This is a genomic window from Paraburkholderia sp. LEh10 (assembly GCF_017814945.1).
Lineage (GTDB): Bacteria > Pseudomonadota > Gammaproteobacteria > Burkholderiales > Burkholderiaceae > Paraburkholderia.
Genome location: NZ_JAGIPX010000059.1, coordinates 1 through 22,800 on the forward strand (window position 1 = coordinate 1; position 22,800 = coordinate 22,800).

Annotated in this window: 20 protein-coding genes and 2 pseudogenes; 10 read left to right on the plus strand and 12 right to left on the minus strand. The window is 63.3% G+C overall.

The window, feature by feature from the left end; genetic code table 11:
• Positions 1 to 185 precede the first annotated feature (185 nt).
• The 7 genes and pseudogenes from J8I87_RS33710 to J8I87_RS33740 all read right to left on the minus strand — a co-directional run bounded on the left by J8I87_RS33710 (position 186) and on the right by J8I87_RS33740 (position 7,608).
• Positions 186 to 1,583 carry an amino acid permease gene (locus tag J8I87_RS33710; protein ID WP_209936576.1) on the minus strand — a complete coding sequence of 466 codons (1,398 nt, stop codon included), beginning with the start codon at positions 1,581 to 1,583 and terminating at the stop codon, positions 186 to 188.
• 139 nt (positions 1,584 to 1,722) lie between these two features.
• Positions 1,723 to 2,379, minus strand: a complete 657-nt coding sequence (gene rqpR, locus J8I87_RS33715) for a response regulator transcription factor RqpR (RefSeq protein ID WP_209936577.1) — start codon at positions 2,377 to 2,379, stop codon at positions 1,723 to 1,725.
• 16 nt (positions 2,380 to 2,395) lie between these two features.
• On the minus strand, positions 2,396 to 3,262 hold the full coding sequence (locus J8I87_RS33720; protein ID WP_209936578.1) for a sensor histidine kinase: 867 nt from the start codon (positions 3,260 to 3,262) through the stop codon (positions 2,396 to 2,398).
• 505 nt (positions 3,263 to 3,767) lie between these two features.
• Positions 3,768 to 4,538, minus strand: coding sequence for a ferredoxin--NADP reductase (locus tag J8I87_RS33725; protein WP_209936579.1), 771 nt, complete (start codon positions 4,536 to 4,538; stop codon positions 3,768 to 3,770).
• 533 nt (positions 4,539 to 5,071) lie between these two features.
• Complete coding sequence (locus J8I87_RS33730) at positions 5,072 to 5,716, minus strand: LysE family translocator (protein WP_209936580.1); 645 nt, start codon at positions 5,714 to 5,716, stop codon at positions 5,072 to 5,074.
• A 158-nt stretch (positions 5,717 to 5,874) separates the two neighbouring features.
• A pseudogene (locus tag J8I87_RS33735) lies at positions 5,875 to 6,448 on the minus strand (substrate-binding domain-containing protein); the annotation flags it as partial.
• Positions 6,449 to 6,555: 107 nt separating this feature from the next.
• A complete protein-coding gene (locus J8I87_RS33740; protein ID WP_209936631.1) occupies positions 6,556 to 7,608 on the minus strand; it encodes a LacI family DNA-binding transcriptional regulator in 1,053 nt (350 codons plus the stop codon).
• A gap of 314 nt (positions 7,609 to 7,922) precedes the next feature.
• Here J8I87_RS33740 and J8I87_RS33745 point away from each other — a divergent pair, with 314 nt between their 5' ends.
• The gene (locus J8I87_RS33745; RefSeq protein ID WP_209936582.1) at positions 7,923 to 8,393 is read left to right on the plus strand and encodes a hypothetical protein; all 471 of its coding nucleotides are present in this window, start codon (positions 7,923 to 7,925) and stop codon (positions 8,391 to 8,393) included.
• Between the two features lie 21 nt (positions 8,394 to 8,414).
• Here J8I87_RS33745 and J8I87_RS33750 read toward each other — a convergent pair whose 3' ends face one another.
• Together J8I87_RS33750 and J8I87_RS33755 are read right to left on the minus strand one after the other, a co-directional pair.
• Positions 8,415 to 9,212: an endonuclease/exonuclease/phosphatase family protein gene (locus J8I87_RS33750; RefSeq protein ID WP_209936584.1), complete on the minus strand. Its 798-nt coding sequence runs from the start codon at positions 9,210 to 9,212 to the stop codon at positions 8,415 to 8,417.
• A gap of 28 nt (positions 9,213 to 9,240) precedes the next feature.
• On the minus strand, positions 9,241 to 9,747 hold the full coding sequence (locus J8I87_RS33755) for a hypothetical protein (RefSeq protein ID WP_209936586.1): 507 nt from the start codon (positions 9,745 to 9,747) through the stop codon (positions 9,241 to 9,243).
• Positions 9,748 to 10,080: 333 nt separating this feature from the next.
• Between J8I87_RS33755 and J8I87_RS33760 the strand changes: the two genes are divergently transcribed.
• The 5 genes and pseudogenes from J8I87_RS33760 to J8I87_RS33780 form a co-directional block, all read left to right on the plus strand.
• Positions 10,081 to 11,058 (plus strand): AAA family ATPase, encoded by a 978-nt coding sequence (locus tag J8I87_RS33760; protein WP_209936587.1) that lies wholly within the window; start codon positions 10,081 to 10,083, stop codon positions 11,056 to 11,058.
• Positions 11,059 to 11,286: 228 nt separating this feature from the next.
• On the plus strand, positions 11,287 to 11,574 hold the full coding sequence (locus J8I87_RS33765; RefSeq protein ID WP_209936588.1) for a DUF4148 domain-containing protein: 288 nt from the start codon (positions 11,287 to 11,289) through the stop codon (positions 11,572 to 11,574).
• 302 nt (positions 11,575 to 11,876) lie between these two features.
• Entirely contained in the window at positions 11,877 to 12,983 is a 1,107-nt protein-coding gene (locus J8I87_RS33770; RefSeq protein WP_209936590.1) for an NAD(P)/FAD-dependent oxidoreductase, read from the plus strand.
• Positions 12,984 to 13,202: 219 nt separating this feature from the next.
• Positions 13,203 to 13,514 (plus strand): high-potential iron-sulfur protein, encoded by a 312-nt coding sequence (locus J8I87_RS33775; RefSeq protein WP_209936591.1) that lies wholly within the window; start codon positions 13,203 to 13,205, stop codon positions 13,512 to 13,514.
• A gap of 169 nt (positions 13,515 to 13,683) precedes the next feature.
• Positions 13,684 to 14,021, plus strand: a pseudogene (locus tag J8I87_RS33780) (MFS transporter); the annotation flags it as partial.
• A 7-nt stretch (positions 14,022 to 14,028) separates the two neighbouring features.
• On the opposite strand, the gene J8I87_RS33785 reads toward J8I87_RS33780, so the two are convergent.
• Positions 14,029 to 15,558, minus strand: a complete 1,530-nt coding sequence (locus J8I87_RS33785) for an amidase (RefSeq protein ID WP_209936592.1) — start codon at positions 15,556 to 15,558, stop codon at positions 14,029 to 14,031.
• Between the two features lie 106 nt (positions 15,559 to 15,664).
• A complete protein-coding gene (locus tag J8I87_RS33790) occupies positions 15,665 to 16,363 on the minus strand; it encodes a dienelactone hydrolase family protein (protein ID WP_209936593.1) in 699 nt (232 codons plus the stop codon).
• A 749-nt stretch (positions 16,364 to 17,112) separates the two neighbouring features.
• On the opposite strand from J8I87_RS33790, the gene J8I87_RS33795 reads away from it, so the two are divergent.
• Positions 17,113 to 18,258, plus strand: a complete 1,146-nt coding sequence (locus J8I87_RS33795) for a branched-chain amino acid ABC transporter substrate-binding protein (protein ID WP_209936594.1) — start codon at positions 17,113 to 17,115, stop codon at positions 18,256 to 18,258.
• Between the two features lie 239 nt (positions 18,259 to 18,497).
• Entirely contained in the window at positions 18,498 to 19,496 is a 999-nt protein-coding gene (locus tag J8I87_RS33800) for a cupin-like domain-containing protein (protein WP_209936633.1), read from the plus strand.
• Positions 19,497 to 19,878: 382 nt separating this feature from the next.
• Here J8I87_RS33800 and J8I87_RS33805 read toward each other — a convergent pair whose 3' ends face one another.
• Positions 19,879 to 21,090 (minus strand): MFS transporter, encoded by a 1,212-nt coding sequence (locus J8I87_RS33805; protein WP_209936596.1) that lies wholly within the window; start codon positions 21,088 to 21,090, stop codon positions 19,879 to 19,881.
• 198 nt (positions 21,091 to 21,288) lie between these two features.
• Between J8I87_RS33805 and J8I87_RS33810 the strand changes: the two genes are divergently transcribed.
• Positions 21,289 to 21,954 (plus strand): HugZ family protein, encoded by a 666-nt coding sequence (locus J8I87_RS33810; RefSeq protein ID WP_209936597.1) that lies wholly within the window; start codon positions 21,289 to 21,291, stop codon positions 21,952 to 21,954.
• Between the two features lie 336 nt (positions 21,955 to 22,290).
• Positions 22,291 to 22,593 carry an H-NS family nucleoid-associated regulatory protein gene (locus J8I87_RS33815; protein WP_209936598.1) on the plus strand — a complete coding sequence of 101 codons (303 nt, stop codon included), beginning with the start codon at positions 22,291 to 22,293 and terminating at the stop codon, positions 22,591 to 22,593.
• Positions 22,594 to 22,800: the final 207 nt, after the last annotated feature.

Consider the following 22,800-nt stretch of genomic DNA (forward strand, 5'->3'; position numbering starts at 1 on the left):
CTTTGCTTACTTTCTTTGCCGCGGCAAAGAAAGTAAGTGCCGCCCCGCACAGGGGCAACGCCTGCGCCGCGAGGCGCTATTGCGGATGCCCGCGCAAAGGGAAAGCGAACCACCTCGCAGATGCTCGCGCAAAGCGAACTCGAACCGAACCGAACCGCATCATGATGCCCGCGCAGCGAGCCACGTCACGAATTCCCACGCGCCAGCTTTGAATGCCTGCGCGAGTAGCCGAAATACACCAGCATTCCAACGGCAAGCCAAACAACAAACGCGATCCACGTAATGGCGCTCAGATTGACCATCAAAAACAGGCACGACGCGACAGCGAGAACAGGCACCACAGGCACGCCCGGGCACCGAAACGCGCGTGGCAGGTCGGGATGCGTGCGCCGCAACACGAGTACCGCAATCGAAACCATCGAAAACGCCGCAAGCGTGCCGATGTTGATCAGCTCGGCGAGCACGTTGAGCGGCACGAGCGCGCCGATCAGGCCAAACACGACGCCGACGATCCAGGTCGTGGCGAACGGCGTCGCAAAGCGCGGATGGACTTTCGACAAAGCCGCGGGCAGCAGCCCGTCACGCGACATTGCGAAGATCACGCGCGTCTGGCCATACGCCATCACGAGGATCACGGTGAGCATGCCGAGCACCGCGCCCAGATCGATGAAGCCGGCGACCCAGTTCTGACCCGCCACCTGCAGTGCGTACGACACCGGATGCGAAATGTTCGCGAACTGCGCGGACGGCACGATGCCCGTCACGACGGCTGCCACCGCGAAATACAGCACCGCGCATACGCCGAGCGACGCGATGATGCCGATGGGCAGATCGCGTTTCGGATTCTTCACCTCTTCCGCCGCCGACGAAACCGAGTCGAAGCCGATGAACGCGAAGAACATCACGGCCGCCGCGCCGAACACGCCCGAAAGGCCGTTCGGCATGAACGGGTGCCAGTTGTCGGGCTTTACATGGAACACGCCGACGACGATCACCAGCAGCACCACCGTGACCTTGATCGCGACCATCAGGTTGTTCACGCGCGTCGATTCGCGCACGCCGACGCCAAGCAGCGTCGTGATCGCCATCATCACGAGGAACGCGGGCAGATTGAAGAGCGTCTCGTGTCCCGGCAGCGCGCCGGGCGCCGCCGTGAGCGCGACGGGCAGCGACACGCCGAAGCCAGACAGCAGCGATTGCAGATAGCCCGACCAGCCCACCGACACCGCCGACGTCGCGAGCCCATACTCCAGCATCAGATCCCAGCCGATGATCCACGCGGCCAGCTCGCCGAGCGTCGCGTACGAATATGTGTAGATCGAGCCGGCGACGGGGATCGTCGACGCGAATTCGGCGTAGGCAAGCGCCGCGAAGCCGCATGCGATTGCCGCGATGATGAACGACAGCATCAGCGCCGGGCCCGCCTGCACGGCGCCCGTGCCCGTCAGCACAAAGATGCCGGTGCCGATGATGGCGCCGACGCCGAGAAAGGTGAGATCGAGCGCGCCGAGCGCCTTTTTCAGGCCGGCAGCCTGCGCGCCGGCGATCATGTGCTCGACGTTCTTTTTGCGAAAGAGGGACATTTGGCGGGGTCTCCTGTGAAGCACGCGTGTGGGCGCGCCCAATGTCGGGGAAAACCCGCAATTTTAGCGGAAGTGCGTCGGCCAGCCCTTCGTGATGCACAACGGACGAGCGCCGCGGCCCGTCCGGCGGTGCGCCGGATCAAGCCGTCATCGCCGGATTCAGATCGACGAGACGGTTGCTCATCACGTAGAAGGTGAGCTCGGCGTTGTTGCGCAGCTTCATCTTTTCGAGCAGCCGCGTTCGATAGACGCTCACCGTCTTCACCGACAGTGACAGCGCCACCGCGATATCCGTCAGACGTTTGCCCGACGCGAGCATGCACAGCGTCTGGTATTCGCGGTCGGAGAGCTTCTCGTGCGGCATCTGCTCGCCGTCGTACGACACGTAATCGGCGAGCGCTTCCGCCATCGCCGGGCTCACGTACTTGCGGCCCGCCGCGACCTGCTGGATGGCGGCCATCATCTGCGCGGCGTCGATCGTCTTCGACAGGTAGCCCGCCGCGCCGGCCTTCAGCGCACGCACGGCGTACTGGTCCTCGCGGTACATCGAGAACATCAGCACGGGAATGCGCGGCACCTTGCGCTTCAGGCGCTTGAGCACCTCGACGCCGTTCATGTCCGGCAGCGAGATGTCGAGCAGGATCACGTCGTACACATGCTTCGACGCCAGCGCGAGGACTTCGGCGCCTGTCTGCGCCTCGGCGACGTCGTCGGCGACGCCCCGGTCGATCAGCAGTTGCCGCACACCCTGACGAACGATGGCGTGATCTTCGGCAATCAGAATGCGCAGGCTCATAACGGGAAGTCAGTATTCACAAACGGATTGCAGTGCGCCGCGCGCGCGGGCGCGCCGCGTTGCCCAGCAGCGCTTTCCATGCGAAGCGGGCGCGTACGGTGGTGCCGCGTGCGTCGGTCGCGGGCGCCACGATGCGCAGTTCGCCATCGAACGCATTGCAGCGCGCGCGCATTCCCGCCAGCCCGAACTGGCGCTCGTCCTGACCGGCATGCGGCGGAATGCCGACGCCGTCGTCGCTGACGACGATCGTGAGATGCGCGCCCGTGGTCTCAATGCGCATGTCCGCGCCCGACGCGCGCGCGTGCTTGGCGATATTGTTCAGCGCCTCTTGCGCGACGCGGAACACGGCCAGCGACGCATCGGCGGGCAGGCGCGTGAGGCGCGCATCCGCGGCGCACACGAAGCTCATCCGCAGTCCCGTGCGGACGGCGAAGCTGTTGGTCCAGTGCGACAGTGCGCAGACGATGCCTTTGTCGAGCGTCGGCGCGTGCAGATCGGCGACGGCCTGCTGGGTGGCTTGCGTGACGGCATCGAGCGAGCGCTGCGCGGTTTCGAGGGCGGCCGTGCATTGCTGCGGGGCGTCGGCGGGCAACCACGTTTCAACGCCCGCGAGCGCGAACCGTGCGGCCGTCAGCTCCGCGCCGACGCTGTCGTGCAATTCCTGCGCGACATGGCGGCGCGTCGTTTCCTGCACGCGCATCAATTCCGAGGCCAGTTCCCGCACGCGCGCCTGCAGCCGCGCGACATGGTCGCCGGATGCCGACCGTGCGCGTGTATCAGCAGCATTGGAAGTGGACGAAGCCGTGGCGTGGCTCGCGAAGCCGTCCAGGGCGAGGGCGGTCGCCGGGTGCGTGTGCATGGCGAGCACGATCGACGGTTCCATGGCCGTGCTCACGAAACGGACTGGCTGACGACGCAGCGATGCATCGACAGCGCATAGACGAAAGAACGCATGCGAACCCTGACCCCCCAGATGTGCCTTTCGCAGGAAATCCTGCGACGGAAAACGCTACGCCGGGCGTAACGAAATTTACATTCTGTAACAACAGAAGGCTGCTTTATTAAAAGTATGTCAAATGAGCGCCGCGTTGCGATCATATCTCAAAAAAAGAAAAAATGCCCGCCCATAGCGGGTTGCGGCGCAACACTTCGCGCAATAGTTGAGGTGATCGCCGCCTTTTTGTCGGACAAATTCCTACATCGGAAATCGCACGATCTCCGGCAAATTTGTAACCAGGTATCCGACTGGGTGTTGCCCGTCCGGACGCGCGGCGCGTCGGCGGCTGTGCAGCGCGAGAGTGGCGCGCCAAAAGAAAAACCGGAGCGCGCAGGCTCCGGTTTCAGTATTGCGGTTGACTGGCGCGGCCATCATGGCCGCCGCGCAGGGGTTAGCCGACAAACGCCTTTTCGACGACGTAATGGCCAGGATTGTTGTTGCTGCCTTCCTGGAAGCCCATGCTGTCGAGCAGTTCACGCGTGTCGCGCAGCATGTGTGGGCTGCCGCAGAGCATCACACGGTCGTTTTCGAGCGAGAAGTGCGGCAGGTCGAGGTCTTCGAACAGCTTCTTCGTTTCGATCAGATCCGTGATGCGGCCGCGATTGGCGAACGGTTCGCGCGTGACGGTCGGGTAGTACACCAGCTTGTCGCGGATCAGCTCGCCGATATGCTCGTGGGCCGGCAGATGATTCGTGATGTATTCCTTGTACGCCAGCTCGTCGACGAAACGGCACGTATGCGTCAGCACCACGCGCTCGTAGCGGTCGTAGACGTCCGGGTCCTTGATGATCGACATGAAAGGAGCGAGGCCCGTGCCCGTCGACAGGAGCCACAGCGTCTTGCCGGGCAGCAGGTTGTCGGCCATCAGCGTGCCCGTCGGCTTCTTGCCGATCAGGACCTGGTCGCCGACCTTCAGATGCTGGAGGCGCGACGTCAGCGGGCCGTCCTGCACCTTGATGCTAAGGAATTCGAGGTTCTCTTCGTAGTTCGCGCTCGCCATGCTGTACGCACGGATCAACGGTTTGCCGTCGACTTCGAGGCCGACCATCGTGAACTGGCCATTTTCGAAGCGGAACGACGCATCGCGCGTGCAGGTGAAGCTGAAAAGCGTATCGGTCCAGTGATGGACGCTCAGGACGGTTTGTGAATTCAGGTTGCTCATGGCTTCTTCGATGGTGCGAAAACAAGGTCGGCCACACACACAGCGGGACCGGCACGGCAAAGGCGATGCATCGTTCCGTGTCGACTGCGACCCCGGAAGCTGATGCGCAATCCGGTATTTTACCGCGTTACCGCATCGGGCATTGCCGGCGCGGGTTGGGGCGGTGAGTGTGGTCTGTCAAGCCGGTCGTCAAGCGACCGGCGCGGCTGTCGTTCGATTACGCGGGAACGGACAACTGCGGCGCGGCAAGAGGGCACTGCTGGGGTGGTGCGGCACTGGGTCTGTGCCCGGTGCTGACCGTCGCGGGTGTCGCCCGCCGGGTCTCGCCCGTCCGCGCTGGACGCCGGGCTTTCGCCGCCTGTCGGGCGCTTGCCGGCTGGCCATCCGGTGACGGCCACCGTTCAACGAATTACACGGCGCCGGTAGGCGCTATCGGGATATTACCGGAAACGTATTACGCGCTGCAGCATTGACCCTTCTCGCGAAGCTGGAAACCTGGAAAGCGCGAAAGGGCAGCATGAGAAACCACGCGCTCAGCTCTCGGCGGCGAGTTTTGCGCCGAGCCCGACGAGCACCGCGCCGCACAGTCCGTCGATCGGCCGGCGCAGACGCCGGTAGCCGCGCTGCGTGCGCTCGGTCGCGAACATCAGCGCGACGCTGCCGTACCAGCCCACGGACATCGACGCGATCATCGCGAGCGCGATGCCGTAGAACCACAGCGGCGGATGGGCCGGAAACAGCGTGGCGAAGATACTGGTCCAGAACGCGCACGACTTCGGATTCGTCAGGCACGTGAGCATGCCCGAGCGCCACGCACGGAAATATGCACCGTGTTCATAGGCGGGCGACGGCTCGACGCTGATGGCGGCAACGGCTTCGCCGCGCTTCGCGCTCGCGTGCACGAGCTTTATGCCGAACCATACCAGGTAAATCGCGCCCGCGATGCGGATGCCGTTGTACAGCCAGTCGATACGTTGCAGCACGGTGGCGAAGCCGAGCATTGCGAGCGATGCCCAGATCGTCGAGCCGGTGCCGACGCCCAGCGCCGACGCCGCGCCCAGCCCGCGCCGGCCTGCCAGCGACAACTGCGTGATCATGAAGAAGTTGGGACCGGGACTGACCAGCGCAATCAGATAGACGATGGCGATTTGCAGCAGGATCGGCAGGTAATGATGCATGTCGACGATTTGCCGCGCGGGGCGGCCTGTTGGGCGGAACGAGGGCGGAACCGCGATCTTACTCCGGCTGGGTGTAGTTGAGTTCGAGCCGGGCATCCGCGGCGCCAGGGTCCTTATGCCAAGGCCTTCGGGCTCACGCCGCCGTTCGCGGCGCTGCCGCGCCGCGAATCGCCGCTTTTCGACGCGATGATCGACATGCCGGGCTGCTTTTCGATCACTTCGTCGAAGCCCTTCTTGCGTTCGTTCGCAGATGACGCGCCCGTCGTGCCTTCGAGTTCGATGATCTTCGCCTTGCCGCCCGTCGCCTTGAAAGCCAGTCGGCGGCGCGATGCCCCTGATCGATGAAGTCCGAGCCGATGAACGTGATGTAGTCGCGGCCCGCCTTCGCCACCGAATGATCGACGTTACGGTCGACGAGAATCACAGGACGCGCTGCGCGATCATGCTCTGGATATCGGAGACCTGCTTCGAGTTGGAGCCGTTGGCATCCGTCATCATGAGCTGCCAGCCGCATTTCGCGGCAATTTCCTTGAAGCTCCTGGTTTCGGCGAGACGCCACGGGTTGTTGCTCTCCGTCTGCGCGAAGCCGACCTTCAGCGGCGTTTTGCTGGCGAGCTTCGGCAGATCGTCGGCCTGCGCCGACGCAACAACACGGCTCAGTGCGACTGCCAACAGCGATGCGGCGAGCGGCTGAAGCCGCTGCCGGCGCGAAGCCCGATAGTGCGACGCCATGTCTTCCTCTAGTACCAGTTGGTGTGTTTTGCTTTTGTGCCTTCAACTGTCGCGGCACTCTGGTGGTGACCCGTCCTGCTGATTATTTCATCGCGAATTATTGTTGATCAATCGCTAATAATATTAATTACGGGCGCTTTTGCCTCGGTAATTTCCCGGACTGAGCCGCGTTCGATCAGCGGGCCGTCGAGCTTCACCATCCGGTGGCGGACGGGCGCGCCCGCCGCGTGGTTGTGGACCTCCTGGAGCAGCGTTTCGACGGCCCAGCGGCCGAGTTCGTAGTTGGGCAGCACGACCGTCGAAAGCGGCGGATGCGTATGGCGCGCGATTTCCTGATCGTCGTAGCCGAGCACGGAAATGTCGTCGGGCACGCGATAGCCGAGCTGCTTCAATGCCTCTATCGCGCCGAGCGCCATCAGGTCGTTCGCGCAGAAGATGGCCGTCGGCGGATGCGGGTCGCGCATCAGCGACAGCGTGTGCTCGAAGCCCGTGCCCGAGCTCCAGTCGCCGTCGCGGACCATCTCCGGCGCGAACGGCAGATCGGCGGTGGCAAGTGCGGTGCGGTAGCCCTTCAGGCGGTCTCTTGCTGCGTCCTGCCAGGGTTCGCCGTTGATGAAGCCGATTCGCCTGTGTCCCGCGTGCAGCAGGTATTCCGTTGCGACGTGGCCGCCCGCCACCTCGGCGGGCACGATCGACGACTGGGCGCCGTCGGCCGTGTAGCAGTTCAGCAGCACGGTCGGCACGCGCGACAGCGCGCCGGGCAGCGTCACCTTGCGGGTATAGACGGTGGCGTAGACCACGCCGAACACGGACGGACTCGACAGCGCGGCATCGAGCACCTGCTGCTCGATGTCAGCGTTGCCGTGCGTCGAGTAGACGGCGAGCAGCTTGCCGTTCGAATAGGCCGCGTCGCGCGCGCCGTCGATGTTCACGACCGGGTGCGGGCTCGTCGAGATTTCGTCGGCGAGATAGATGATCAGATTGCGTTCGTCGGAGGAAGGCCGCAGCGGTTCGCGCGCGCTTAGCCGGTAGCCGAGATCCTGTGCCGCCTTCAGCACCTTGTCGCGCGTGGCTTCGGAGAACTTCGCGCTGGTGGCGTTGTTGAGGACAAGAGAGACGGTCGATTGCGATACGCCGGTGAGCTTGGCGATATCGGTCATCGTCGGGCGGCGCTGAGTCGATTTTTTCATTGGTCTGGCCGGGCAACGGCGGCGTGTAGACGTGGGATGCCGCAGGGCATCGTGGTGCTGACGGTAACACTAATAATATGCGCTGGACAACACGCGCAAACCCCTCCTTTTCCCTGCTGACGCGGTGTCTTCGGGAGGTGCGCTTTTACACGAATTTATTACTAATAATATTGGTATGAGGACGTCGGCGTGCGATTCTCGGTCGCGCGAGCCGCTTCGGGCGACGGCGTCGGGAAACGAGCCTGTCCGCCGCGTCGCAACCGTCCACACTAACTCGAACGAACATGCGCGAAGCATTCCACAGCCCTCTACGGCCGGCCGAGCCGCCGATGTGCGCATCGACGACGAGCGATGGATCGGTGAGCGGATCGATCACGGCTCACGTCGAGCAGATGTGGCTCGTCGATCAAAACGTGCTGCCGACGCGTGTCGGTCCGCATCCCGCCGTCGACGCGCTGCGGCGCGGCATGAACGCCGATGAGTTCGATCTCGACAACAACTTCAGCGGCTGGTCGCGCAGCGCGACGGTGGCGTGGCGGGACGAGCGTCGACAGGTGACGCTGACGGCCGAAGCGCCGTTCGATCATCTGGTGATATTCGCGCCTGCGAACGACGTGCAGCTATGCGTCGAGCCCGTCACCAACACGACGGACTGCTTCAATGCGAAAGACGAGCGTGAACGCGCGGGCCACCGCGTGCTTCAACCGGGCGAAGCGATCAGCGCCGTGCTGAAGTGGACGCCGCGGCGCGATTGAAAGCGGCCGGGCGCCCCGCACTCACTCGACGCGCAGCCGAGCCATATACGGCAGGTGATCCGACAGCCAGGCCGTCTCCTGGGCGGGCTGAATCCATTCGACGGGCTTCATGCCGCGCACGAACATCTTGTCGAGCGCGAGCGCGGGCGAAAACGCGGGGAACGTGCGGCCCGGCTCGCCGAGCAACGTTGCGACTTCCTGCAAGCCGTGCTCGCCGAAGAGCGGCACCGAGTCGTTGCGCCAGTCGTTGAAGTCACCCGCGAGCACGAGCGGGCCGTCGGGCGCTTCCTTCGAGATCCAGTGCGCGATCCAGTGCATCTGACGCAGCCGCGCCTGGCGTGTGAGCGCGAGATGCGCGCACAGCAGCGTCACGGGATGCCCGCCGAACGTCGCGCGCGCAACGAGCAGCCCGCGCCGCTCGAAGCGGTGCGCGGAGATGTCCCAGCGTCCGCCCAGATCGAGCGGATGCGGCGACAGGATCGCATTGCCGTGCCGCCACGACGGTTTGAACACGTTCGGTCCAAGGGCGATCTGCAACTGCAGCGCGTCGGCGATCTCGGTGGCCTGGCAATGCCAGACATCATTGTCGACATCGCTCATGCGCGCGCCGAACGAGCTCGCCAGCACGGGGCCGGGCATCCGGCGCGCCATTGCTTCCTGCAGGAAATACGCATCGGCATGAACCGATTGCACCCAGCGCTGCATCGCCTGCCAAGCCTGAAAGCCAAGCGGCGAGCGGCCCTTGTGCAGGTTCCAGCTCACGGCGATGAAATCTTTCCGGTCGGCGTTGTCGCGTATCAGTTCTTCGGGGTTTCGCATGCCGCGTCGTCCACGTCGTTCATTGGGTTCACGGATTGTTTGCGACGCTTGCGCGCAAGCGATACACGAGATTCGGGTCCTTGTCGACGATCGTCCATGTGGTCCAGCCGTCGGGCGCGACCTTCAGCCCCGGATGATTCGCGCTCACCTGGCGCGGCTGCGGCGGCAGCTTGCAGCCGGTGCTGCTGGTGCGCGTGCCCGGTTCCTCGAGCGTTTCCTGCGCGTCGATCGAAAATGTGACGCCGCTCGCATCCGCCTGCGTCGGCGAAACGGTCAGCGTGCGCGCCAGATCGATGTTGCCCGCGGGTACGTCCTTGCAGCCGACGCTGTTCTGAACCACGTGATGATGCGTATCCGTGCGCGCCTGGCCGACGGTCGTGTTGCCGTCGAACGAATCGATCTGCTGGCCGTCGCGGATGACCTGCAGCTCCCATTTGACGACGGACGGCGCGGGACGCTGCTGCGCCTGGGCCATATTGGCCACGCCCATCGACACGGTGCCGAGCAGGACGGCGACGAGGCTGGTTTTCCACATGAACAATGAGTCTCCGGAATCGCTGCGTTTCGCTAAAGCGTGCGGTATCGCGCGTTCTTTCTTGCGACCGCCGACCATCTTACGCTTTATCGGGACAACGGTTTCTGAACGGCTTCTGACATCAGATCCGGAACCGAGGTTCAGCCGTCAGCCGTAACACTGCATTGCAAATTGGGACACGGATGGGACGATTCAAGCAAGCGCCTCGCCAGGCCCGCGCATTAGCAGCAGACCCACCTGACTGCTGGCTTGCATGCGATTTGCGCGTCGTTACACTGAAATTGAAGCGGCGTCGGGGACGTCGCTGCAATGCCAGCATGACGGGGTGAAGCGATGACAACAGCCATGGTGAAACAGGAAATCGCGGTTGCGTCGTTCAGCAAGGTCTACGATCTGGATCAGGTCGAGACTGCGCTGAGCGAGTTGAGCGAAGGCGCCAACGACGCGCTGCGTTCCACCTACGAAAAGATGCTGAAGGTCGGCAATCTGCGTTTTTGCGTAAAGCCGAACCGGATGCCGTCCATCGACGATTTGATCGGCGCGCTGCCGAACTTCACCGAGCCGCTCGACGACATCCGCAAGCAGGTGGCGCTGTGCCTCGAAACGGACGACAGGCTCGAACTGATGCCGATCCTGCTGCTCGGCGATCCCGGCATCGGCAAGACGCACTTCGCAAAGCAGCTCGCGCGGCTGCTGGGCACCTCGTATCACTATGTCGCGATGAGTTCGCTGACGGCGGGCTGGATTCTGTCTGGCGCGTCGTCGCAATGGAAGAACGCGAAGCCGGGCAAAGTGTTCGACGCGCTCGTGCACGGCAGTTATGCGAACCCGGTGATTGCCGTCGATGAAATCGACAAGGCGACGGGCGATTCACAATACGATCCGCTCGGCGCGCTTTACGCATTGCTCGAACACGACACCGCGCAGACGTTCATCGACGAATTCGCGGAGATTCCGATCAATGCCGGTCACGTGATCTGGATCGCGACGGCAAACGATGAGTGTGCGATTCCCGAGCCGATCCTCAACCGGATGAACGTCTACGAAATTCCGCCGCCCGATCGCGAAGGCTCGCGGCGCATCGCCCAGTCGATCTACGACGAAATCCGCTCGGCGCACGGCTGGGGGCAACGTTTCGCGGCGGAACTGGGCGGCGCGGCGCTCGACGCGCTGTCGCAGGCGTCACCGCGCGAAATGCGGCGCGCGATCCTGAACGGCTTCGGCTCGGCGCGTATCGCGGGCCGCGATCATATCGGCGCCGACGACATTCGCCTTGACTACAACACACGCCGCAAACCGATCGGCTTTTGAGCGTGTCGATGCGATCTATGCGAACAGGCCGCGACTGAGCGGCCTTTTTATTGTTCCAATGGTGCAACCACTACAGAAGCCGAATAGGTGATTTTCTTCGAATTGGAACGAACTGGAGCAACAGTCAATTCCATGAACCAGGGTCGGCAACACGATAGGCGAAGGCTAGAGTGCGTTCACTGAAATGCGAACCGCATTTCGCACTGGACTCCACCTCAGGAACCGACCATGAAAAAGTCTTCGCTCGCAGCCCTGTTGATCTCCGCAGTCGTCGCCGTGCCGGCTTTTGCAAGCGGCTACAGCCCGGCGCCGACGCAATCGCCCGCTTTGACGAACGCGCCGAAAACACGTGCGCAAGTGAGGGCCGAACTCACGCAGGCGCGCGCGAACGGCGAACTGAGCCTGAATCCGAATGCGCCCGCTTACCCGCAGCAGTTCGCGATGGGCGGCTACCGGGTGCCCGTTGCGCAGATCGACGTGCACCATCTGTTCAAGCGCACAACTGTCGACGACTGATCAACCCCGGGCGCCTCGTTGTGGCGCATGCGGAACGCCAGGCCGTGCAAGTTCGGCCAAATTCACCAGGAACGCGCGTCGTCGGCGTACACTGATCCAAACGCGCTACGCGTTTCCACATACCGATGCCCGCAGCCGCACAAGGCTGCGGGCATTTGTGTCTGTGGCGCGCCGCGCGATTTCGCATTGTGCATGCGAAGCGTTCGACAGCACGCGGTCACGCATATGAAGGTACCGCACGCTATCGAAATCCTGGTGGATGACGAAATAGAACGCGGCGCATCGAGCCGCGTCCAACGGACATGGATCAGATCGAATGTGTGGTGATCGGCGCTGGCGTCGTCGGTCTTGCCGTCGCGCGCGCTCTGGCGGCGCGCGGACGTGAAGTGATCGTGCTCGAAGCGGCTGAAGCAATCGGCGTCGGCACAAGTTCCCGCAACAGCGAAGTCATTCATGCGGGCATCTACTATCCGCGCGGTTCGCTGAAGGCGACGCTCTGCGTGCGCGGGCGCGAGATGTTGTACGACTACTGCGCGGAGCGCGGCGTGCCGCATCAGCGGTGCGGCAAGCTGCTCGTCGCGACGGCGCGCAACCAGGTACCCCAACTCGAAAGCATCATGGCGCGCGGCAAGGAAAACGGCGTGCTCGACCTGATGCGCATCAGCGGCGAGGAAGCACAGGCGCTGGAGCCGGCGCTGCAATGTGTCGAAGCCGTGTTCTCACCGCAGACGGGCATTGTCGACAGCCATCAACTGATGCTCGCGCTGCTCGGTGACGCGGAACGCAATGGCGCTGTCTGCGCGTTTCATGCGCCCGTGCAAGCCATCGAGGCGATCAACGGGCGCTTTATCGTGAAGGTCGGCGGCGACTCACCGACGACGATCGGCGCCGCATGCGTGATCAACAGCGCCGGTCTGCATGCGAACGCGCTCGCGCGCAAGATTCGCGGGCTCGATGCGCGGCATGTGCCGCCGCTCTATCTCGCGCGGGGCAATTACTTCAGCATTTCGGGGCGCGCGCCGTTCAACCGCCTGATCTACCCGATGCCGAACGAAGCGGGACTCGGCGTGCATCTGACAATCGATCTCGGCGGCCAGGCGCGTTTCGGCCCCGATGTCGAATGGGTCGATTCGATCGGCTACGACGTCGATCCGCAGCGCGCGGAGTCGTTCTACTCGGCGATCCGCGCGTACTGGCCCGCGCTGCCCGACCACGCGCTGCAACCGGCGTATGCGGGCATTCGTCCGAAGCTGTCGGGGCCCGGCGAGCCGGCCGCGGACTTCCTCATTCAAGGTCCCGCCGCGCATGGCGTGCGAGGGCTCGTGAATCTGTTCGGTATCGAGTCGCCGGGTCTGACGGCGTCGCTCGCGATCGCGCAGCGTGTGTGTGAAGTGAGCGGGCGCGCTTAGCGGCGTGCGGGGCGTCGAAGGACGCGCGATCGATCGAGCGGACCGGACGTCGTCGTGGCGCGTGCATGTCGATCATGTGTCGAGCGCTTCGTCATGTGCGACGCTACGGATTTGCTTATGACCGCCATTTGAGGCGTCACGCGCGCCAGCTTCGTTGCTATGCTTGGGGACCGCTGTCGTCAGAACGGCGTAGCCCCCAATACCAATGGAGTGAGTCACATGAACAATTCCCGTCGTACGTTTTTGATCACCAGTATCGGCGTAGCATCGACGCTCGCGCTGTCGCGCCAGGCATTCGCCGATGCGCCGAAGGTCGCCGAATCGGATCCAACGGCTCTGGCACTCGGCTACAAGGAAGATGCAAGCAAAGTCGACAAGGCCAAATACGCGAAATACGTGGCAGGCCAGGATTGCGGCAACTGCAGCTTCTATCAGGGCAAGGCCACCGACGCCTATGCGCCGTGCCCGATGTTCGCGGGCAAGCAGGTCGCGTCAAAGGGCTGGTGCAGCGCGTATAACAAGAAGGCCTGAGCCGACAACGCGAGGCATAGTCAGGCGCGCGACAGGCGATGCGTCGCAGCATCGCAACGCGCGTCTGCCCAGTATCTGAAAGAGCGCTCGCCGTGCAAACGCGGCGCAGCGCTCTTTTGTCATATGAACGCCCTTGAAGCTGGATGTGGTGCCTTTTTACGGTCGCAAGAAAGGCCTTTGCGCAGGCGGCGAGTTCGGCAGCTCGACGGCGCTTCTGATCGAAGCCGCGCCGTTCCCGACGCGAGGCTTCTACGGCAGCTGGCAGACGACGAGCCACATGCCGCGCTGCTGTCAGGCGCCGTCGTCGGCGCGCTGGGGACGCGCGGGCTGTCGCCGGCCGCGCTGAAATCGCGGGGCTCGCGTGTGCCGTTCATCATCGGCCTTGCGATCGGGCCGACCGGTTTCCTCATCCGCCGCAATCTCGCGGATTCCGAAGCGTTTCAGCACGCGCACAAAACGGCACGGCGCGCGACGCTCCACGAGCTTCTGGCGCACCGTAGCCGCGAGGGCCGGCTCAGCTTCGTGCGGGGATCAGCGGCGGCCGCCTGTCGAACCAGGGACGCGCCGTTTCCAGTTGCGCGGCAAGACGCAACAGCGTCGCTTCGCCGCCTTCGCGCGTTGCGAACTGAACGCCGATGGGCAGACCGCGCGCGTTCCAGTAGAGCGGCACCGACATCGCCGGCTGGCCCGTCAGGTTGAACAGCTCCGTGCAGCCGGCCCACGCGAACGCCTTGTTCGACACTTCCGTCAACAGCTTGCGCATCAGCGGTTCGACGGGAACGGTCGTGACGGCGCGCATCTGCATTTTCTCGGCGGCGGTCGGCTGCATTTCGCCGATCTTGATCGGCGCGGACGCAAGCGTCGCGCACAGAATCACGTCATAGCGGGTCATCAGATCGGCGAGCTTTGCGCTCACTAGGCGCTGCGCTTCCAGCGCATCGGGCAGTTCGCGCTCGCCGAACTTGCGGCCGATGTGGCCCATTGTCCACGTCGCGATTTCGAATTCCTCACGATTCGGCTTGCGCCCCGTGATCTGGTCTGCCCTCAGCACGAGATTCTCGGCGCTCACCGACCAGATCATCAGAAACGCTTCGCGCAGCCGCACGAAGTCGATGCCGAGCGACACGGGCTCGATATGATGCCCGAGCGACGCCGCGAGCTGCGCGGCATCGTCGAGCGCGGCACGGGCATCCGCGGACAGCGTGGGTGCGAGCATCGGGTCGGTCACGAACGCGATGTGCAACGGCTTGCACGGTTCGTTGACGGCGGCGAGGAAAGTGCCGGGCGCGCCCATCGGCCGCTCTGCGTTGCCCGACGTGAGATCGAGCAGCAGCGCGCTGTCGCGCACGCTGCGTGAAATGGCGTGATCGATGCCCAGGTCGCCGGGCGCGGGCACGGCATTCGACGGTTGCCGTCCGCGCGATGGCTTGAGCCCGAACAGTCCGCAGCACGAAGCGGGAATACGGATCGACCCGCCGCCGTCCGACGCATGTGCAAGCGGCACGATGCCCGCCGCGACGGCGGCAGCCGAGCCGCCGCTCGAACCGCCCGGCGTGTGATCGAGACTCCACGGGTTGCGGCACGGTCCGAACAGTTCGGGCTCCGTATAAGGCATCTGGCCCATTTCCGACGTGCTCGTCTTGCCGAAAATATTGAGGCCGGCGGCGCGTGTCCTCGTGACGAGGGGAGCGTCCTCGTCGGGAATGTAGTGCCGGTAGTGACGGCTGCCCATCGACATTCGCAGCCCTTTCACAGGCAAGCCGAGATCCTTGATCAGATACGGCACGCCCGCCAGCGGCCCGGCGCCCAGCGCATCGGCGCCCGACCCATCGGTGCCCGACGCGTTGGCGTTGCCGTTCGCATGAGCGCGCGACGCCCGTTGGCGGGCGGCATCATAGTCCTTCAGAACGATCGCGTTGATCGCGGGATTGGCAGCCTCGGCGCGCGCAATCGCCGTTTCCAGCAATTCGCGCGCGCTCACCTTGCGCTTGCGGACGAGATCGGCGAGACCGATCGCGTCATGATCGAGATAGTCGGCTTGCACGACGATGGCCCCCGGCCGGATCGGAATCGTGATGACGGCGCGCGCGGACCGCGCACGCCGTTAAAGCGCAGGGCGCGACGCAGCCGCGCCTCGCCTCTAGCGTAACTTACGCGTGGGTGCCGAGGAAGGTCAGCGTGCGGCCGTGCGCGAGCGCCGCCGAATGCTGGTGATAGCTCGCGCGCTCGGTGCAGTTGAAGCCATGATCGGCGTTCGGGTAGATGTATAGCTCGACGTCGCCGCGGCCCGCGAAGCGCTCCTTCACTTCGCCCACGGCCGACAGCGGAATGCCCTGATCCAGTTCGCCGTAGTGGAACTGCATCGGCACCTTGATCTGCGGCGCCTTGTCGAGCTGGTTCTGGATGCCGCCGCCGTAGTACGACACGGCGATATCGAGCAACCCTTCGGCGGCGGCCAGATACGCGAGACGTCCGCCGAAGCAGTAGCCGATGCCCGCGACCTTGCCCGTCACTTCCGGCATCGCGCGCAATGCGGCAGCCGTCGCGCCGATATCGGCCACGGCCAGATCGACGTTGGTCTTCTGCAGGATCTCGATGCCCTTGTCGCGGTCCGCGCCGACATAGGCCAGTTCGACGCGAGGCTGCGTGCGCCAGAAGATGTCCGGTGCGATCGCGATATAGCCGTTCTGCGCATATTGATCGACGACGTCGCGGATATGTCCGTTCACGCCGAAGATCTCCTGGATGATGATGACGGCGGGTCCTTTGCCGCTTTTCGGCGTCGACATGTACGCGCCGAACGAATCATTGCCAGTCGGAATGTCGATCCATCGGGAAGTCACGCTCACGTTGTTTCTCCTTGCATAAACGGTGATGACGCAATCGGGCAGGCAATCGTTTGCGGACGCCTCGCCCGCAGCGGGCGCTCAGTGTGCCATCAAAAGAAAGCGGCTGCAGCGCGTGCACGCGCACTGAGCAATGGCCGACGCGCGTGGCGCCGTTCCCGGAAAGTGGATTGAAACAGTATCGGCGATGTCTTCGCGGACTCGTCTGACGGAATGCGGCGAGACCCGGCGTGCGTCGCGGCCTCGCCGTTTGGCCGGGACTCGTCAAGACGTCAATAGCGACGCCCCACTCCACATCGCGCGTCGCGGATCAGATCGAATAAGCGTCTTCTCCGAATTGCTTTATCACGTTTGTGTTTACCCGTTATGACCTGATCGACCCCTATCCGGTCCACTAACGGACGATGCCGGCTAAGCTTGAGCCGCTACTATAGAAGAGAACACCTCGATCGCCCGAAAGCCGCGCAGGCTGGCGCTTTCAGGGCGCCATTCCGACCGTCATTTACGACTAAGTGGGATAAACGCTATTGGTAGTGATCCCACTTACTCAAAAAAACCCCACAAATTAATTTGATAGCCTACACTTGCGCGCAAGCGCGGGGCGCCACCTGCCACAAACAGGCTGGAACGCGTGCTTGCCAAGTGCATAACGATGCATCCGGCGGAGTCGTCCACGGGATTCGAGCGACACGGTAGGAAGCGGGGGCACAAGGGCGATTACGTTGTTTTTGGGACCGAAATCGGAGACTTACATGAACATCAAAATTCAAAAGCTGTTGCCGATCAGCGCTGCGGCGATGTTGTTTGCAACGTTGGCGACGACGGCTTCGGCCGACACTGTCGTCAAGATCGGCCATGTAGCACCTTTGACCGGGGGCATCGCTCACCTGGGCAAGGACAATGAGAATGGCGCGCGTCTCGCAGTCGAAGAAATCAACGCGAAGGGTCTGGTGATCGGCGGTCAGAAAGTCACGCTGCAACTCGACGCACAGGACGACGCAGCCGACCCGCGTACGGCTACGCAGGTCGCACAGAAGCTGGTTGACGACAAGGTTGTCGCCGTGGTCGGTCACCTGAACTCGGGCACGTCGATCCCGGCTTCGAAGATCTACAGCGATGCAGGCATCGTTCAGATCTCGCCGTCGGCAACGAACCCGGCCTACACGCAGCAAGGCTTCAAGACGACGTACCGCGTCGTGGCGACGGATGCGCAACAAGGTCCGGCACTGGCTAACTACGCAGCCAAGGGTCTGAAGGTGAAGAGCGTCGCGATCGTCGACGACTCGACGGCATACGGCCAGGGTCTCGCAAACGAATTCGAGAAGACCGCCAAGTCGCTGGGCCTGAACGTGATGTCGCATGACGCGACGAACGACAAGGCGGTCGACTTCCGCGCAATTCTGACGAAGATCAAGGGCGAAAACCCCGACGCGATCATGTACGGCGGCATGGACGCCACGGGTGGCCCGTTCGCGAAGCAAGCCAAGCAGCTCGGCCTGCGCGCGAAGGTGCTGGCTGGCGACGGCGTGTGTACCGACAAGCTGTCTGACCTCGCCGGCGATGCAACCGACAACATCGTCTGCTCGGAAGCAGGCATGGCGCTCGAGAAGATGGAAGGCGGCGCAGCGTTCCAGGCGAAGTATCAAAAGCGCTTCGGCCAGCCGATCCAGATCTACGCTCCGTTCACATATGACGCTGTGTACATCATCGTCGACGCAATGAAGCGTTCGAACTCGACCGATCCGGCGAAGATCCTTGCAGCGATGCCGAACACCGACTACAAGGGTGTGATCGGTGAAACCACGTTCGACTCGAAGGGCGACCTGAAGCATGGCGTGATTTCGCTGTACAACTACAAGGCAGGCAAGAAGACGCTGCTCGACGTCGTGAAGATGTAAGAGCCGTTGCCGCTGTCGGCGGGAAAGCGGGTTCGCCGCTCACCGCCCGGCGCGGGCCAGCCTGAAAAGGCCCAGGAGGCACGCGGGTTTCGACCCGCGTGCCTTTTGTTTTGCCGTCTGCTGTTCGGATACTTCGTGTGCACAGTCGTTGTTGCGCATGGCTTCGTGCGTGCTCGCGCGCGATGCCGACGATATTGTCGGTCTGGACCACCTTGTCTTGAGGGGCTGTCGTGACACGCATGATCAATGACGAATGGCGGCGCTGGATCGCCGAAAACCTGTTGCTCGACGCGTCGCCCGAAGCCGTGCATGCCGTGCTCGTCCAGCATGGGTTCGAGCAAGGATGCGCGCGATGCGAAATCGATAGCACGCTAAAAAGCCCTTATTTTCAGGCTGGTTCGCGCTTGCGCAATCGTTTGCGCAAGCGCGAATGGATGCTTTCCGTGTATGGCGAACTGAACGGGATGCGCGCGGGAGCGGATTGCGTCGAACGTTGCGCGCGCCTGCCCCGCGATGCGTTCTACGAGCAGTACTACTTCCAGAACCGGCCTGTGATCATCACGGGTACATTCGATTCGTGGCCGGCGCGCTCGAAATGGAGCTTTGATTACTTTCGCGAGCGCTGCGGAGATGCCGAAGTGGAAGTGCAGTTCGGGCGCGATGCAGATGCGGACTACGAGATCAATCAGCCGGTGCTGAGGCGCACGATGCGTTTTCGCGACTTCGTCGATCTCGTCGAAACGGGCGGTGTGACGAACGGCTTCTACATGACGGCGAACAACGCGTCGCGCAATCGCGTGGCGCTCGCGGCGCTATGGAACGATGCGCCGCCGATCGGCGAGTACCTCGACACCGCCGCCGTCGACGCCGGCTTTTTCTGGTCGGGCCCGGCCGGCACGAAAACGCCGTTTCATCACGATCTGACCAACAATTTCATTGCGCAGGTGATGGGCCGCAAACGCGTACTGCTCGTGCCGCTCACCGATACGGTGCACATGTACAACCATTTGCATTGCTACTCGCAGGTCGACGGTGGTGCGATCGACAGCAAGCGTTTTCCGTCCATCGAACGTGCGCGGATGATCGAGTGCACGCTCGAACCGGGCGACCTGCTGTTTCTGCCGATCGGCTGGTGGCACTACGTCGAAGCGCTCGACGCCGCCGTCACGATGACCTTTACCAATTTTCTCGAGCGCAACGATTTCGCACGCACTTACAGCACGTATCGGGAGCTTTGAGCGACGCGGCTAACCTTGGCGCGGGCGTCTCGGCGGGACGATAAAAACGGCGGGCCGGTGTGCTGGCCCGCCGCCTCCCTGGCGCTTCGATTGCCGTCGCTAGTTTTTCCGTCAGCTGGGTGCGTGCGACACCTCGGGCCTGGCGCGCCTCGCCGTTAGCGGATGAATGCGGCGTTCAGCGCAACGCTATGTCACCGTGCGTGCGGAACCGGCCGCCGCGTGGAGCGCCGGCATAGCGAAAGGATTCGGCGCACGGTGCCGGCGGCGCAGCGATTCGGCGCACGCCGATCGGTCGCGGTACATAGAGTGTGTTCGCCGTCGCGTAACCTAACGCGGCCGATGGCGCGGCGCTGTGAGCGGCGTCACAAGTTCGGAGCGAGCTTCAGATGCCGAGCCGGCGCAGCACCTTCGGCCCGATGAACGCAACGAGCGCCGCGCACAGCGCGACAACCGACAGGCCGATGGGCAGATTCGTCATCTGCGCGACGCCGCCGATGATCACGGGGCCCAGCAGCAGGCCGAAGTATGCGAGTCCGGCGACATGCGCGAGGCCCTCGGCGGCGTGAATGCCTTTCACGCGCGCCGCTGCCGCGAACAGCACTGGCATCATGTTGGCGAGGCCGAGGCCCATCATCGTGAAGCCGGTCAGTGCGGCGAACGGGTTCGGCAGGAGCAGTGCGCCGATCATGCCCGCGCAGGCCAGCGACGCGCTCGCGGAAATCAGCTGCGGCGCGCCGAAACGCGCGCGCACGGCGTCTCCGGCGAAGCGCGCGGCGGCCATGCCGCCCGAGAACGCCGCATAAGCGGCGCTCGCGACGGCCGGCGTCGACGCGACGACATCGCGCATATAGACGGTCGCCCAGTCGTACATCGCGCCTTCCGCGATCAGTGCGATCAGCGCGATCGCACCGAGCGCCCACAGCGCCGGCGAACGCCAGCGGTTAGCGCGCGGTGTGTGGGCGTCCGGGTGCTCGGCATGCGGGACGTGCGGCAGCACCGACGGGCAGGCGGCCAGCAGCACGCCCGCGCTGACGAGCGCCGCCAGCAGCAGATGCAGCGCGGGCGCCATTCCATGCGCGAGCGCTGCGCCGCCGATGGCCGCGCCCGCCATCCCGCCGACGCTGAACATCCCGTGCAGCGACGACATGATGGGGCGGCCGAGCGTCTGCTCGACGGCGCTTGCCTCGGCGTTCATCGCGACATCGAGCGTCGCCAGGCCCGCGCCGAAGAACGCAAGCAGCACGAGCAGCATCCAGTATGACGGCACGACGAGAATCAGCGCCGCGCAGACCGACATCACGAGGCCGCCCGCCAGGCATGCGCGGCGCGTGCCGACGCGCGCGATCCATGGCGCATTCGTCACCATTGCGCCGATCGAGCCGCCCGCGACGGCGAACAGCGCGAGCGACAGCATCGCCGGATTCAGCTGGAAACGGTCGCGCACCGTCGGCACGTGTACGCCCCACGACGCGTACATCATGCCCGCAATGAAAAAGAGCGCCATCGTTGCGTAACGCGCGCGGTTGCGCGCGGTGACGGACAGATTGCGGTGCGCGGCAGGCAGCGAAGCGGAGTCGGATGGGCGATCGGACACGAGGAACTCGATGAAGGGCGAAGCGCACTCCGGGGGAAAGCGCGCTGAAAGCGATTTTGGATTCTAACGAAGCATGATGTGTCGTGCCGGCAAGTCCCTGAACTAATATTGACTTTCCACGCGCGGCGCTTCCCCCGTTGACGTCGTTCATCCGTCGGGCAGCGCACGGCGCGGTCTCCATTCACGAAGGACGCGCACTTGAACATCCCCGCTCACGCTCCGCTGCACCTGCTGCATCAAGCCGCCATCGGCACGCTCGCCACGCACGCGCGGCAACCGCAAGGCTTTCCGTATCCGACGGTGCTGCCGTTCGCGCCTGATCCGCGTCATCGCCCGACGATACTCGTGAGCCGGCTCGCCGAACACACGCGCAATCTGCATTCCGACCCGCGCGCCGGCTTTCTGATCGTCCACGCGCCCGACGGCGACGTGCTCAACGGCCAGCGGATCACGCTGGTCGGCACGTTCGAGCACATCGACCCGACGCCGCCCGTGATCCAGCGATACCTCCGTTATCAACCGGACGCCGAGCGCTATCTGGTGCTCGGCGATTTTTCATTCTGGGTGATGTCGATCGAGCGTATGCGCTATATCGGCGGCTTCGGCGCGATGGGCTGGCTGACGGCGGACGAACTGGATCCGCTCGGTCCCGTTCCGCTTGATGAAGAGAATGGACTGGTCGAATTCTTCGAGCACCATCCGCGGCGGCCGGCGCACGTGCAACTGATGGGCGTCGATCGATACGGCGCGGATCTCAAAATAGCCGGGGCGCGTACGCGTTTCCTGTTCGAAGCGCCCGCTTCCGACTCAGGCTGGCTACGCGCTTCGCTGGAAGATTGTATCGACCGGCAAACCAGACCTTAAAAGATGGACACGGCGGCGGCTTTCCTCGCGGCAAATAAAAAACTCGCATCGCGTGAAATGTTCGGGAATAAATTAAACATTGCTTCTCATGTTTTGCCAGCTATTATGAGTTTATTCCCATGGGTGAGCGTTATTCAGTGAAAGAATAATAGGCGCTTGTCCTTGACAATTGCGTGATTCGCGAAGGCTTATGAAATTGAGATTAATTAATTTCGGTTGACGACTTTTCTGCCGTTTCTATTTTGTGTTAATCTCGCCACCAATTCCGAGGCATGACCACTTTTAGGGCTAGTCGGCAAAGACCGTCCGTCCATTTATCGAACCACAAGGGAAACTATGTCCTCTTACAGGGAACTGCTCGCACAGCGCGAAAAGCTCGAGAAGCAAATCGAAGAGGCGAAAGCGCGCGAGTATGCGGAAGTACTAAACGAGATCAAGCAGAAAATGGCTGACTACGGCATTACATTGGCCGAACTCGGCGGCAGTCGCGCAAAAGCCCCAAAGGCCGCAGGCCGTCCGCGTGCTGGCGTTGCGCCGAAATACCGTGATCCTGCGAGCGGCAGCACATGGTCCGGCCGTGGAAAACCGCCGCGCTGGATCGCCGGTCAGGAGCGCGAAAAATTTCTCATTGAGAAATAATATGACTTAAGGGTTGCATCGCGAGCAATGCAATATAAACCCGCGTCGCATTGAGGGCGCGGTTTTTTATTGGCGATGGGTTTTTTCTCAATTCTTCAGCGACTGGGCGCGGTGAGCTGCGACCGCTGATGAGAATGCGTCCCATTATGATAACCAGCTGATTTAAAAGAGATTTTTTAGTCGTCTTAACTTCGGTTACATGAAGCG

Excerpts from the sequence above, each read along its gene's own strand:
- J8I87_RS33775 (WP_209936591.1), top strand. The coding sequence starts at position 13,203 with ATGAACAATTCCCGTCGTACGTTTTTGATCACCAGTATCGGCGTAGCA.
- J8I87_RS33815 (WP_209936598.1), top strand. The coding sequence starts at position 22,291 with ATGTCCTCTTACAGGGAACTGCTCGCACAGCGCGAAAAGCTCGAGAAG.
- J8I87_RS33800 (WP_209936633.1), top strand. The coding sequence starts at position 18,498 with ATGATCAATGACGAATGGCGGCGCTGGATCGCCGAAAACCTGTTGCTC.
- J8I87_RS33765 (WP_209936588.1), top strand. The coding sequence starts at position 11,287 with ATGAAAAAGTCTTCGCTCGCAGCCCTGTTGATCTCCGCAGTCGTCGCC.
- J8I87_RS33755 (WP_209936586.1), bottom strand. The coding sequence starts at position 9,747 with ATGTGGAAAACCAGCCTCGTCGCCGTCCTGCTCGGCACCGTGTCGATG.
- J8I87_RS33740 (WP_209936631.1), bottom strand. The coding sequence starts at position 7,608 with ATGACCGATATCGCCAAGCTCACCGGCGTATCGCAATCGACCGTCTCT.
- J8I87_RS33745 (WP_209936582.1), top strand. The coding sequence starts at position 7,923 with ATGCGCGAAGCATTCCACAGCCCTCTACGGCCGGCCGAGCCGCCGATG.
- J8I87_RS33725 (WP_209936579.1), bottom strand. The coding sequence starts at position 4,538 with ATGAGCAACCTGAATTCACAAACCGTCCTGAGCGTCCATCACTGGACC.
- J8I87_RS33750 (WP_209936584.1), bottom strand. The coding sequence starts at position 9,212 with ATGCGAAACCCCGAAGAACTGATACGCGACAACGCCGACCGGAAAGAT.
- J8I87_RS33760 (WP_209936587.1), top strand. The coding sequence starts at position 10,081 with ATGACAACAGCCATGGTGAAACAGGAAATCGCGGTTGCGTCGTTCAGC.
- J8I87_RS33795 (WP_209936594.1), top strand. The coding sequence starts at position 17,113 with ATGAACATCAAAATTCAAAAGCTGTTGCCGATCAGCGCTGCGGCGATG.
- J8I87_RS33710 (WP_209936576.1), bottom strand. The coding sequence starts at position 1,583 with ATGTCCCTCTTTCGCAAAAAGAACGTCGAGCACATGATCGCCGGCGCG.
- J8I87_RS33770 (WP_209936590.1), top strand. The coding sequence starts at position 11,877 with ATGGATCAGATCGAATGTGTGGTGATCGGCGCTGGCGTCGTCGGTCTT.
- J8I87_RS33720 (WP_209936578.1), bottom strand. The coding sequence starts at position 3,262 with ATGGAACCGTCGATCGTGCTCGCCATGCACACGCACCCGGCGACCGCC.
- rqpR (WP_209936577.1), bottom strand. The coding sequence starts at position 2,379 with ATGAGCCTGCGCATTCTGATTGCCGAAGATCACGCCATCGTTCGTCAG.
- J8I87_RS33730 (WP_209936580.1), bottom strand. The coding sequence starts at position 5,716 with ATGCATCATTACCTGCCGATCCTGCTGCAAATCGCCATCGTCTATCTG.